The organism is Chryseobacterium edaphi (genome assembly GCF_025628985.1).
GTDB classification, from domain to species: Bacteria; Bacteroidota; Bacteroidia; order Flavobacteriales; family Weeksellaceae; genus Chryseobacterium; species Chryseobacterium edaphi.
Genome location: NZ_JAOTEM010000008.1, coordinates 36,308 through 47,889, shown reverse-complemented (window position 1 = coordinate 47,889; position 11,582 = coordinate 36,308). Strand labels below are relative to the sequence as shown.

Below are 11,582 nucleotides of genomic sequence, written 5' to 3'. Positions count from 1 at the left end.
ACGTCTGTGGATCGCGATACGCTGTAGTTCAGCTTCAGTAATTTTTGTCCTTCGCTGCCGTTGAATTTTAAGATTCCTCTTGAATTTGCTGCCATGACTCGTAAATTTTAATCGTTATATATTTTGTGAGTGTTTTGTATCTCAAAGGTAAGAACACCCAAAATTATTTTCAAAAAAAAATAATGGTTTTTGAAATTTTGTAGTAGTTCTACGATTCTGTGTAGTAGAAGTGCGATTGGGAAAGTTTAAAGCAAAAAAAAGCTGCCTCTTTCGAGGCAGCTTCATGTAACGATATATATCGATTATGCAAGTCTTACGTTAACTGCATTTAATCCTTTTTCGCTTTTTTCAACGTCAAAAACTACTTTATCATTCTCACGAATCATTTTAGTGTTCAATCCTGAAGAATGTACAAAAATGTCTTGTCCTCCTTCTGCTGGAGAAATAAATCCGAAACCTTTTGTTTCGTTAAAAAATTTTACTGTGCCTTGTTGCATTGTATTGGTATTAAAAATTGTTTTATGTGTGTTTGTTTAATTCAAGATTAAACTTTATTTTCTTTTATTATGAAACTGCAGAATATTCTGTGGTTTTCATAGTCTCTATTCTGCCGTTACCGATCTTGTCTGCAAAGCTGCTGACTTCTTTGGTTAGCGTTGATGAATACAATATATTTTGTCTTTTTCCTGGAAGTTTATTGATGAGTTTTTTAAGCACATCAGTATTTTTTTCCAGTAAAATTTCCATGTCATCAATAATCAAAACTTCTATTTTTGAAAGGCTGATGTGTCTCTGATCATCCAATTCTAAAAGTTTTTCAGGTGTTGCAATAAGAACATCCAATCTTCTTCTAAGCGAAGAAAGCTGTGTTCCATTTGAAATACCTTCGTATACTGAAAGCTGTGATAGCGGAAGATATTTGGTGTAAACTTTAAAATTATCTTCTATCTGCAAAGCTGTTTCTTTGGTGGGAGTCAAAACCAAAACTCTTGTATCATTGTGATCCGGATTATTCTTCTTCAACATCTGCAGAACAGGCATTGTAAAAGAGGTCATCCTTTCGGTTCCGCGTGCAATCTGACAAAGAACATCTTTACCGTTCAGGATCTGCGGAATCATTTTGATCTGCAATTCTGTAGGCATCGGACATCCTGCTTCTGTAGCAGCGCGAATGATGGGATTGATTAAGTTTAGATTCTTAAAACTCATGGTATTATTTTGCCGAGTTACGGCTTTCCTTTTCAAAGTTGATCGGGAAACTTTTTTAATAGTTTGTGATCCGGTGAGATCGTTTTTATGGGAATTTTAATATTCTCTGTTTATTATTTGTTTAAATTCATATCACATCATAATGATCCAAAGCCATGACAACTTATCTGTAAGCTGATGATGTCTTACTCTGTCTTTGGAATTATTATTTTTGGAACTCAATAAAGAAAAGGGGGATTTTTCTCAGAAGAATTTTTCAATTCTTTTTAGCATCGAGACTTAATGCAAAACGTATAACTCTAATTTCTAAATACTTTTTAAGAAAAACTGTTTTTTATTTTCTAAACAGTATTCAGGTATTTATTTAACACTACAAAGATGCGCTAAAAATCTATTCAAAGTTTATATAAATAAATATTGAATTTACATAAATCACACATTTTATAAATCTTCAAGATTTTTTTTCCTCTTCAATTTCAATTGTTTATAAAAAGAAGGAGCCAATCCGGTGATTTTTTTAAACTGAAAAGAAAGGTGCGCAACACTGCTGTAGTTGAGTTTATAGGCAATTTCAGTTAAATTCAATTCATTGTAAAGCAAAAGCTCTTTTACTTTTTCAATTTTATTTAAAATAATAAAATGCTGTATCGTATAACCATTGACTTCTGAAAAAACATTTGCAAGATAGGTGTAATCGTATTCTAATTTTTCACCTAAATATAATGAATAATTCTCTTTTGGTTGCTCATCTGCATTGTGAATCATTTCAGTAATAGTATTTTTTATTTTTTCAATTAAAATACTTTTTTTGTCATCCAGTAATTCTAAACCTAAATGTGCTAATCTTGATCTGAAGATTTCAAGTTTTTCATTATCAATTACTTCTGGAAAATCTACTGTTCCCAACTGCACAACGGCATGCTGCAAACCAAGTTTGTCGATTTCTTCCTGCACCATCATTTTACATCGCAGACTGACCATATATTTGATGTATATTCTCATACGTTCTTTATTAATGGCAATCTGAAAAAATTTGTGTTACATAATTAAAAAGATGACCTAATATTAAATTGAAAGGTACACAATTTAAATTAAAAATTTATTAATCAAATTTATCATTATCTGAAAAAACCTGTTGTCTTCTCAATCTTTTGAGGTAATAATCAAAAATTTTTCGGAATTTAATTATTTAAAAATCAAATATTTATAATAATTGTCATTTCTTATCTAAACTATAACTACCTTTAATCAAGTTGTTTGCTTCTGTGAATAATTTTAACAACAGAGCCATGCAGAAAACATTCTCAGAACCTCTTCCAAAAGCCAAACCTTTAGCTGTAAACCTTTCAGCATCTATTCGAATTGCCTATTTTATCATGGTTCACAACGAACCAGAGCAATTTATAAGAATGTTTAAAAAGATTTATACCAAAGATCAGTTTTACCTTATTCATATTGACCGAAAAGCAAATGATGAAGTTACAGAAAAGATTCAGGGATTCTCTGTTCAGTTTCCAAATGTTTATATCTTAGAAAGTATGAATATTACTTCAGGAGGTTTTAATATGGTTCAGATAGAATTGAATGCCATAGAATTTCTTCTGAATGTGAGCACAGAATGGGAATACTTTATCAACCTCAGCGGAGAAGATTATCCTCTAAAATCACAAACGATCATCAGAAAATTTTTAACCATACAAAACGGGAAAAATTATCTTTTTTATTATGACCAAAAATTTTACAGACCGGATACGCTTAAGAGAATTCAAAATCATTTCACTGAACTGGCTTTCAGAATATCGTCTTTTATTTATAAAAGAGATTTTATGAAAGATGTTGTTCCTTATATCGGTGGAAAATGGATGATTCTTACCAGAGATACCTGTTCATTTCTCAGTAATAGTGAAAAAGTAATGGCTTTTGAAGATTATTATCTGCACACGTATTTACCGGCTGATTCTTTTTTCCAGACGGTTTTGATGAATACATCTTTTCATCAGATCATTGTGAATGACGACAAGCGTGCGATTATCAATTTTAGCGCTTTAGACATTAATATTGCACCTTTTATTTTCGAAAATTATTTAAAATCAAACAATCATCTTTTTATCAGAAAATTGAAGTATAAAGATCATCATGAATTGTTGCAGTATATCGACGAAAACTTTCATTCATTTTTACCCGATATCAGTGACATTGATAAAGAACTCAGAAATCGATCTGACCAAAACAATTAATAGGTCTTCTTATAAAAAAATCTCCACAGAAAAATCTGCAGAGAAGTATATATTTTAAAATGTTCTTAGTTTAAACTAAATTCATCCAATTGCTGTTTTCCGAATAATCATCCAAAGGTTTAAGATCCTGATGGTGATTCATCGATGCAAGAAGCGTTACGATTTCCTGTCTTGTCATCTCTACAGAATTATCAACCAATTTTTGGTTAAATCCTGCATTGCTCAAGTCCAAAAGATCATTTACTGTAATGATTCTTGCCACCACTTTTCCTAAATCAATCATTTTTCTTTGAGAAATCGCTGTATTGATAGTGAAATCTAAATTTTGAGTATATAATTTTGCAGCGTTTTCGCTTAAAACATTTTGCTGAAGATATTCACCTACATTTTCGAGTTTCTTTTTCTTCATATCTTTCAAAATTCCTTCTGAAATCTGAGTATACAGCATTTCATTAGAACCTTCAAAAATCTGAAACGGACGACTGTCCATAATTCCTCTTCCACCAATGTGGCTCATTCTGTATCCTTTTCCACCGGAAAGCTGAACCAAAATCTGTGCAGCTTCCTGCATCATATCGGTTACCAAAGCTTTCATTGAATTGGCGTGAACTCCTTCTGAGGAAAGGTTGTGATCAATACCACTTATCTTAGAACTTTTTGCACACATTGCTGAACATAATGTAAAGAAAGATTCTAATCTTGTCAGCTGATACTGTACCTGATCAAGAGCGTATAGATTTGAATTTCCTACAATTCTGTTTCTTGTATGATCCAAAGCTTCGTCAAGCATTCTTTTCAGAAAGCCCATTCCCATTCCTGGAAATTGGAATCTGCTTCTGTGAAGAATATCAAGCATCATCTTAAGACCTGTAGATTCAGGAATCAATTTATTTTCCTGAGGAACTTTAATATCAATTTTATTCAAACCGTAAGGAATCATGTATAATCCGGGATTATCATAATATTCTACAACTTCAATATTTTGTTGCGGTTGATGCGTATCTGCAATGAAAAAATCTACATCTCTCGACAAATTGCCTTCTGCGTTGGCATTTCTTGAAGTGATCAACCAATAGTTAGCCAATCCTGTCAATCCTTGCCAATGTTTTGTACCTTTTAAATCATATGAATCACCATTCAAAACATTTTGCGTCTTCATATTCAAAGCATCGCTTCCAAAATCGGGCTCGGTAATCATAAGACCACCCATTGCGCCGTAATTCAGAAAATGTTTAAATATATCTTCTTTAATAGATTCGTTACCGTATTTCGCTAAAGGCTCAAGAAAAAGAGCGATGTTGATTCCGAAAGTCAGTGATAACGGAAGAGATTCGTAAGATGCAGCTGATAAAATCCCCAAACATTCTTTCACTTTCAGTCCGCGACCTCCAAATTCCGATGGCACAGCAACAGACAATGGTTTCAAATTCATGATTTCTTTCCAGACACTTGGCGGCAAACCTCTTTGCTGGCATAGTTGGTCGATGTTTTCTCTCTGGAAAAGATGGTGGAGTGAAGTTTTAAAATTATCAAGAAATTCAGGGTAATTTTCCCCGGACAACTTGTTTGAAGGTTCAATCATACAAAAATTAAATATATGCTGTATGCCATTGATACAACGTGATTACTACATGAAGCGAATGGCACAATTTAAATCTAAATCAGTAGCTTCATAAAATCTTCGACCAAGATACAAATTTTCAATCAGCTTATAATCTAAAAGCTTCAAAATTGATGTATTATTAACGTAATATTATGATTATTGCTTAAAATTTAATATTCAACTGATATTTATCAGTTATTTTTAATCTTTAAAAGTCTTACTTAGAATAATTCTTCTTAAAGAGGATTAAATAAGAATAAATTTGTTCATGATTTTTTACGAAATAAAATAAAACATATTAGCAATGTTAGATTTACTAAGACAGCAAAAGCATTTGACAAAATAATGGGCAATTCATTTTGAAGGATTCCGTACCAAACCCATAATGAAAGTCCGCATATCAAAACCAAAATCATCACCCATGAAAGGTCTTCAACATTTTTTTCTTTAATAACTTTGATCAGTTGGGGAATCATCGATACCGAGGTGAGAACTCCCGCTACAATTCCTAAAATATTTACATCCATAATTTAAATTTACTTAATGAATCAATAAGCGGCTATGATCATAATCACAACCGCTCATTTTATTTTATTTGCTCCAGAAAAACTATCTATGCCTCTTCCCTCTTTGATGGTAATCAACATTCTGAGGTTTTGCCTGATAGTTTTTTGAAAATCTGTCATCATGCAGATGATTAAATGAATTTGCTGAATGATTCTCGTTTTCAAATTCTAAATGGTCGAAATGAACTACTTTGCCATTTCTGTACGCTTTCCCTTCAGAATTCCTGTAAATCTGATTTTCTCTGTAGATAGTTCCATCCGGTGCTGTGAAGGTTTTAGCCTTCTTACTTAGCCTTTTTCTTCTTTCATTAAGAAGAAGCAAAGTTCCTCCTGCTAAGAATGCCAATGCTACTTTTATTTTATTGTTCATAGGATTTATTTTGATTTTAAATTAACAAAACACCTGCCAATAAAATCATTATAAAAACTTTACTTTAAAATATATTTTGCAGGTCTTTGGTCTTATAATTGAATTATAGATGTTAACTTAAATCAAAAATAAACAATATGGCAACTAAAACAGCACCAGCAAAAAAAGCTGCAGCACCAAAGAAAAGTGCAGCACCTAAAAAAACTACAACTTCAAAAAGCACAGCTTCAAAATCTTCATCGAAAACTCCTGCAAAAAGTGATGCAGCATCTGATCTGCAAGATTTTTTTGAAGATGCATTGAAAGATATTTACTGGGCAGAGAAAGCTCTGACAAAAGCTCTTCCAAAAATGGAGAAAAATGCAACTCATCCTCAATTAAAAGAGGCTATTGCAACTCACTTGAAGGAAACAGAAGTTCATGTTATGAGACTGGAAGAATGTTTCAAATCTTTAGGACTGAAACCGGAAGCTAAAAAATGTGACGCAATGCAGGGATTACTTGACGAAGGTAAAAGCATTATGGAAGAAACTAAAGCAGGAGCCATTCGTGATGTAGGAATTATTGCAGCTTCACAAAAAGTTGAACATTATGAGATTGCAACTTACGGAAGTTTAGCAGCTTATGCTAAGGTTTTGGGCGAGAAAAAATGTCTTAGCAATCTTTTAGCTACTTTAAAAGAAGAAAAAAACTGTGACAAATTATTAAGTACAATCGCTGACACAGCATTGAACAGTAAAGCGAAATAATTTCTTACAATCATTTAAACTAAAAAATCCTCAATTTTCATTGAGGATTTTCTTTTTTATAAGTGAAATGTTTTTAAACTATTCTGACAATTAATTAATTGTTTAAAATCAACAGATTATTCAGTTCACTTTTAAAACATCCTAAGATAAATTCTGCATAATAAATTTGTGCATTCAAAGCCTGCGTTTTAGGATGAAGTTCAAGTTTTTTAGATAAAATGATTTCGCCTTTGTAAGATATCGAATAATATGCATACACGCTGTAAATAGAGTTTCTCACCGGAGTGCAATATCCTGTAGTTGCAATTGACCAATCACTTTCAAACATTTTTGCAACATTTAGAGCCATCGTTTCTGCAATATTTTCAGAGACACAGTCACAGTTTTCGGCTTCATTGTGATCGACATCAAGCAACCTAACCTTGTCAGGTAACGTGTAAGCAGTCATTCCACCCTTGAAAAACATTGATGCATTCGGCATTTGTGAAAATGCTAACTGCAACATTCCTGAAGTGACACTTTCTGCAACAGAAATAGTTTCGTTATTGGTAATCATATATTCACTGATATATTCCAATATTTTTTTCTGAAAGTCCATAATAGTAAAATTTTAGTCTGATTAAATTTTAGCTTTCACAAAAAGTATTATTTCCAGGGATCTAATACAACCTTTACACAACCATCTTCTTTTTTGTCGAAGATCTCATAACCTTTTGAGACCTCATCTAAAGAAAGTCGGTGGGTAATAATATCATCAAGCTTTACTTGTCCGGTTTCAACATATTTCATCAGCTTATCGATAATTGCATGAACTGGCGACTGACCTGCTTTTAAAGTAATTCCTTTATCAAACATCTGTCCGACTCTGAAATTATCATAATTCATCGGATAAACTCCGAGAATAGAAACAAATCCACCACGTTTTACGCCGCTCATACATGCATCAAGAACTTTTATAGAACCTTTTTCAAAATTTACTACAGCTTTAGCTTTATCGAGTAAATTTCTGTCTGGCTCAAAACCAACTGCATCAATGCAAACATCTGCACCTCTTCCATCGGTCATATCTCTAATTTGTTCTACGGTCTGTTCGGCATCTTTCCATAAAATGGTTTCGCAACCCGTCAGTTTTTTGATCTGATCTAGTCTGTATTGAAGTGTATCAATCACAATTACTTTTTTAGCATTGTGAAGAATTGCACTTTTAGCAGCCATAGATCCAACCGGTCCTGCTCCGAAAATTGCAACCGTTTCACCTCCTTTTAAATCTGCCCACATTACGCCGGTATATCCAGTTGGGAAAATATCCGTTAAAAATAGAGCCTGATCATCTGTGAGACTTTCAGAAACTTTTCTAGGTCCGAAATTGGCGTAAGGAACACGAACATATTGTGCCTGTCCGCCATTGTAACCTCCGTAAAGATCACTGTAGCCAAACATTCCACCTCCTTTTTCTGTTAAAATACCGCCTTCAGGACCATAATGATCAGGATTTGAATTTTCACAGGCCCCCGGAAGATCGTGGTTACAGAAGTAACATCCTCCACAAGCAATCGGAAATGGAACAACTACTCTGTCTCCAACTTTTAAATGGGTAATATTTTTACCGACATCTTCAATAATTCCCATAAACTCGTGTCCCATAACCATAGGACGAGCTTGGGGAATTCCGCCGGAATACATATGAAGGTCACTTCCACAGATTGCTGTAGAAGTGACTTTTAAAATAATATCGTTTTGATCTTCAATTTTGGGATCTTCTATCGTGTCACAAGTAATTTTGCCGGGTGCGTGAAAAACTGCTGCTTTCATATAATATAATTTGTTTTTGGTGTTATTAAAGCTTATATAAACTTATGTCATTGAATTACGTTCTTTTTCAAGATCCCAAACTCTGTGATTTGCAATTGCAGAAATAAATTTTTGATCAGAATCTTTTCCTCCAGCATTGATAATCGCAGGATCTTCGTGCGTTTTGGTACTGATTCTGGTTGCATTATAAATTTCATCTGTATCTTTTCCGAAATAGATTGCTTTACAATGTTTGTAAGCTTCGTTGATGAATTCTGTAACAATTGGTTTTCTTTCCGGATGCATCAATTCTTTAGCAGATTTTTCTCCAGAACAAATATAAAGTGCATCAAAACTAACACTTGCAACACTTGAAATAGAATGTTTTGGTTCAAATGTACTACCGTCGTCAGCTTTTACAGGTGCAACACTTGGTGCCACGATCTGAACAACCGCTCCCTCACTTTCCAGTTTACTTTTCAATGATTTTACAGCTTGTGTATTGACACCATCACCCATGATAAATCCTATCACACGACTTTTAATCGTGTCTTTTACTGTATTTTTCATGCTTAAAGCTTCAGAACTTTTAGTTTCCGGTTCTCTTTCTTCGCTTTGTAAACTTGCAGGATCTGCATCTGCGGGAATACTTCCATTTGGCATATCTAGTATTTTAACTTTCACTCCTACTTTTTCAGCAACATTTGCGGCAAGTTCAGCATCAATAAAAGCTAATTGACCAACTACTCTTTCTCTGATTGCAGAAATGGTTACTTTAGATAATTCAAAAACCAAGGCATTCTGAAGGTGAGTTTTTTCAGGAGCAGACTGGCTGTTTAAAAACATTTTTGCCTGAGAATAATGATCAACAAAACTGTCGCTTCTTGCTCTTATTTTATGTCCGTCTACTCTTTCGTTATTTGTTGTAAATCCTCCGTCTTTCATCATCGCCTGAAAAGGACAACCTCCGCCGATTGAATTTGGTTCGTAACTTACTTTACCTTTTACAATCTGCTGTCTCATGTGACCGTCACGTTGGTTGTTGTGAACCGTATTGATTGATCTGTTGATTGGAATTTCATGGAAATTAGGTGAACCTAATCTCGATAACTGCGTATCTGTATAAGAAAATAATCTTCCCTGTAAAAGCGGATCATTGGAGAAATCAATTCCCGGAACAAGGTGTCCCGGATGAAACGCCACTTGTTCAGTTTCTGCGAAAAAGTTGTCAGGATTTCTATTTAAAGTTAATGTTCCGACCAATTCAACCGGTACCAATTCTTCAGGAACTACTTTTGTAGGATCCAAAAGATCAAAATCAAAGTCGTGCTCATTTTCTTCAGGAATAACCTGTACACCAAAATCCCATTCCGGAAATGCTCCGTTTTCGATGGCTTCCCAAAGATCTCTTCTATGGAAATCAGGATCTGTACCGGAAATTTTCTGTGCCTCACTCCATGCAACTGAATGCACTCCTAATTTTGGCTTAAAATGAAATTTAACGAAATGAACAGCACCTTCACTATTAATAAACTTAAATGAATGAACACCGAAACCTTCCATCATTCTGTAACTTCTAGGAATCGCACGATCACTCATTGCCCACATAATCATGTGCATACTTTCAGGCATCAATGAAATAAAATCCCAAAATGTATCGTGAGCAGAAGCTGCCTGTGGAATTGCGTTATCCGGTTCAGGTTTTACTGCATGTACCAAATCCGGAAATTTCATTGCATCCTGAATAAAGAATACAGGAATGTTGTTTCCTACCAAATCATAATTTCCTTCTTCGGTATAAAATTTCACCGCGAAACCTCTTACATCTCTTGCTAAATCTGTACTTCCTGCACTTCCCGCAACGGTTGAAAACCTTACAAAAACCGGAGTTTCTTTGTCAACATCATTTAAAAATTTGGCTTTTGTATATTTCGCCAGACTTTTATTCAATTTAAAAACTCCATGGGCTCCGGAACCTCTTGCATGAACAATTCTTTCAGGAATTCTTTCGTGATCGAAGTGGGTGATTTTTTCTCTGAGGATAAAGTCTTCAAGCAAAGTTGCTCCTCTTTCATCAGTTTTTAGTGAATCCTGATTGTTGTTAACTTTCAATCCCTGATTGGTTGTCAACTTTGTATCATTATTATCTGTTGTGTGATCTTGAAGCTGATCCAGCTTTTCGTTTGTTTTAGAGTTTTTATTTTCCATATTATATTGTTGGTTTATTTTAATTTAATCTTTAATAAATTCTTCAGCAAAATCCTGCCATTGTAGTTTACTTCCGCCAAAAATTCCTCCGTTGGCTACAAAAAAATTTCTGCAGGAGTTTAAAAACCCGATCTTTTTTGTGTTCGGAATTTCATTTCTTCCGTGTATACTGAACTGTATTGTATCATTTTTTTTAGACAAAATAAAAGTACTTGAAGCATCTTCCATATAAAAATGTGCCGTTTTTTTATTTGAATTTTCGGGACAAGAATTAGGCTTCATTTGTAATAAAAATACTTTCACATCTGTTTTTTCTATTATCTGAATTTTTTTGACAACTATCCAGTCAAAGCCATTTCCCAATTTATTTTCCGGCGCAGGTATTTTTATTTTTACTAAATCATTTTCCTGTACAGATTGTGATTTGTCTTTATTATAAATAGAAAATTCAGTAGGATTTTTACCGCCTTTTACATTCCAGTCATTGATCTTCAAAAGATTTTGTGAAAGCTTTTTAAATTTCTCAAATGCTTCAGTCTCAGATTGACAATTTAGAAATGCAACTGCATTATTCTCTGAACCCTTTCTGTTGATGGGTACCAAATCCTGAATATCAATTTTATAATTCATAATCTAAAAATTAGAAGTACCGTAGATTTTCTTGTATATGAGAGTTACCCGAACCAGTAATATTCGGAATATCAATAGTTTATTTCTAACGAAATTTAAAACTGAGAAAATATCTGACTAAAAAATCAGGATCTTAATAAAAAGGCTCGATCCCTTAAAGGAAAATACTTTATGATTTGTTTAATAAATCAAAATTTTAAGTCAGACTAGCCAACTCTG

At 33.5% G+C, this 11,582-nt stretch carries 12 protein-coding genes and 1 pseudogene; 2 read left to right on the top strand and 11 right to left on the bottom strand.

Annotation, left to right across the window (positions count from 1 at the left end; all coding sequences use genetic code 11):
* The 4 genes and pseudogenes from NZ698_RS19585 to NZ698_RS19260 form a co-directional block, all read right to left on the bottom strand.
* Positions 1 to 95, bottom strand: a pseudogene (locus tag NZ698_RS19585) (type VI secretion system tube protein TssD); the annotation flags it as partial.
* Between the two features lie 207 nt (positions 96 to 302).
* Complete coding sequence (locus tag NZ698_RS19270; protein ID WP_047445827.1) at positions 303 to 497, bottom strand: cold-shock protein; 195 nt, start codon at positions 495 to 497, stop codon at positions 303 to 305.
* Positions 498 to 564: 67 nt separating this feature from the next.
* Positions 565 to 1,209, bottom strand: a complete 645-nt coding sequence (locus NZ698_RS19265) for a DEAD/DEAH box helicase (RefSeq protein WP_263004880.1) — start codon at positions 1,207 to 1,209, stop codon at positions 565 to 567.
* A 441-nt stretch (positions 1,210 to 1,650) separates the two neighbouring features.
* On the bottom strand, positions 1,651 to 2,211 hold the full coding sequence (locus NZ698_RS19260) for a helix-turn-helix domain-containing protein (protein WP_263004878.1): 561 nt from the start codon (positions 2,209 to 2,211) through the stop codon (positions 1,651 to 1,653).
* Positions 2,212 to 2,498: 287 nt separating this feature from the next.
* Here NZ698_RS19260 and NZ698_RS19255 point away from each other — a divergent pair, with 287 nt between their 5' ends.
* Positions 2,499 to 3,446, top strand: coding sequence for a beta-1,6-N-acetylglucosaminyltransferase (locus NZ698_RS19255; RefSeq protein WP_263004876.1), 948 nt, complete (start codon positions 2,499 to 2,501; stop codon positions 3,444 to 3,446).
* Positions 3,447 to 3,516: 70 nt separating this feature from the next.
* On the opposite strand, the gene NZ698_RS19250 is transcribed toward NZ698_RS19255, so the two are convergent.
* The 3 genes from NZ698_RS19250 to NZ698_RS19240 form a co-directional block, all read right to left on the bottom strand.
* A complete protein-coding gene (locus NZ698_RS19250; protein ID WP_263004874.1) occupies positions 3,517 to 5,028 on the bottom strand; it encodes an acyl-CoA dehydrogenase family protein in 1,512 nt (503 codons plus the stop codon).
* Between the two features lie 287 nt (positions 5,029 to 5,315).
* Entirely contained in the window at positions 5,316 to 5,576 is a 261-nt protein-coding gene (locus NZ698_RS19245) for a SemiSWEET transporter (RefSeq protein ID WP_263004872.1), read from the bottom strand.
* Positions 5,577 to 5,658: 82 nt separating this feature from the next.
* On the bottom strand, positions 5,659 to 5,985 hold the full coding sequence (locus tag NZ698_RS19240; protein WP_263004871.1) for a hypothetical protein: 327 nt from the start codon (positions 5,983 to 5,985) through the stop codon (positions 5,659 to 5,661).
* Between the two features lie 137 nt (positions 5,986 to 6,122).
* Between NZ698_RS19240 and NZ698_RS19235 the strand changes: the two genes are divergently transcribed.
* Positions 6,123 to 6,734, top strand: coding sequence for a YciE/YciF ferroxidase family protein (locus NZ698_RS19235; RefSeq protein ID WP_263004870.1), 612 nt, complete (start codon positions 6,123 to 6,125; stop codon positions 6,732 to 6,734).
* Between the two features lie 94 nt (positions 6,735 to 6,828).
* Here NZ698_RS19235 and NZ698_RS19230 read toward each other — a convergent pair whose 3' ends face one another.
* Genes NZ698_RS19230 through NZ698_RS19215 form a run of 4 tightly spaced genes read right to left on the bottom strand, consistent with a single transcriptional unit; the run spans position 6,829 to position 11,363 of the window.
* On the bottom strand, positions 6,829 to 7,332 hold the full coding sequence (locus NZ698_RS19230; RefSeq protein WP_263004869.1) for a CinA family protein: 504 nt from the start codon (positions 7,330 to 7,332) through the stop codon (positions 6,829 to 6,831).
* Between the two features lie 47 nt (positions 7,333 to 7,379).
* Positions 7,380 to 8,546 carry a zinc-dependent alcohol dehydrogenase gene (locus NZ698_RS19225; RefSeq protein WP_263004868.1) on the bottom strand — a complete coding sequence of 389 codons (1,167 nt, stop codon included), beginning with the start codon at positions 8,544 to 8,546 and terminating at the stop codon, positions 7,380 to 7,382.
* 42 nt (positions 8,547 to 8,588) lie between these two features.
* The gene (locus NZ698_RS19220) at positions 8,589 to 10,733 is read right to left on the bottom strand and encodes a catalase (protein ID WP_263004867.1); all 2,145 of its coding nucleotides are present in this window, start codon (positions 10,731 to 10,733) and stop codon (positions 8,589 to 8,591) included.
* Between the two features lie 24 nt (positions 10,734 to 10,757).
* Positions 10,758 to 11,363 carry a hypothetical protein gene (locus NZ698_RS19215; protein WP_263004866.1) on the bottom strand — a complete coding sequence of 202 codons (606 nt, stop codon included), beginning with the start codon at positions 11,361 to 11,363 and terminating at the stop codon, positions 10,758 to 10,760.
* Positions 11,364 to 11,582: the final 219 nt, after the last annotated feature.

What these genes read in the sequence shown, in the direction of transcription:
- NZ698_RS19235 (WP_263004870.1), top strand. Translation starts at nt 6,123, where the DNA reads ATGGCAACTAAAACAGCACCAGCAAAAAAAGCTGCAGCACCAAAGAAA.
- NZ698_RS19265 (WP_263004880.1), bottom strand. Translation starts at nt 1,209, where the DNA reads ATGAGTTTTAAGAATCTAAACTTAATCAATCCCATCATTCGCGCTGCT.
- NZ698_RS19250 (WP_263004874.1), bottom strand. Translation starts at nt 5,028, where the DNA reads ATGATTGAACCTTCAAACAAGTTGTCCGGGGAAAATTACCCTGAATTT.
- NZ698_RS19270 (WP_047445827.1), bottom strand. Translation starts at nt 497, where the DNA reads ATGCAACAAGGCACAGTAAAATTTTTTAACGAAACAAAAGGTTTCGGA.
- NZ698_RS19245 (WP_263004872.1), bottom strand. Translation starts at nt 5,576, where the DNA reads ATGGATGTAAATATTTTAGGAATTGTAGCGGGAGTTCTCACCTCGGTA.
- NZ698_RS19215 (WP_263004866.1), bottom strand. Translation starts at nt 11,363, where the DNA reads ATGAATTATAAAATTGATATTCAGGATTTGGTACCCATCAACAGAAAG.
- NZ698_RS19240 (WP_263004871.1), bottom strand. Translation starts at nt 5,985, where the DNA reads ATGAACAATAAAATAAAAGTAGCATTGGCATTCTTAGCAGGAGGAACT.
- NZ698_RS19255 (WP_263004876.1), top strand. Translation starts at nt 2,499, where the DNA reads ATGCAGAAAACATTCTCAGAACCTCTTCCAAAAGCCAAACCTTTAGCT.
- NZ698_RS19220 (WP_263004867.1), bottom strand. Translation starts at nt 10,733, where the DNA reads ATGGAAAATAAAAACTCTAAAACAAACGAAAAGCTGGATCAGCTTCAA.
- NZ698_RS19230 (WP_263004869.1), bottom strand. Translation starts at nt 7,332, where the DNA reads ATGGACTTTCAGAAAAAAATATTGGAATATATCAGTGAATATATGATT.
- NZ698_RS19260 (WP_263004878.1), bottom strand. Translation starts at nt 2,211, where the DNA reads ATGAGAATATACATCAAATATATGGTCAGTCTGCGATGTAAAATGATG.
- NZ698_RS19225 (WP_263004868.1), bottom strand. Translation starts at nt 8,546, where the DNA reads ATGAAAGCAGCAGTTTTTCACGCACCCGGCAAAATTACTTGTGACACG.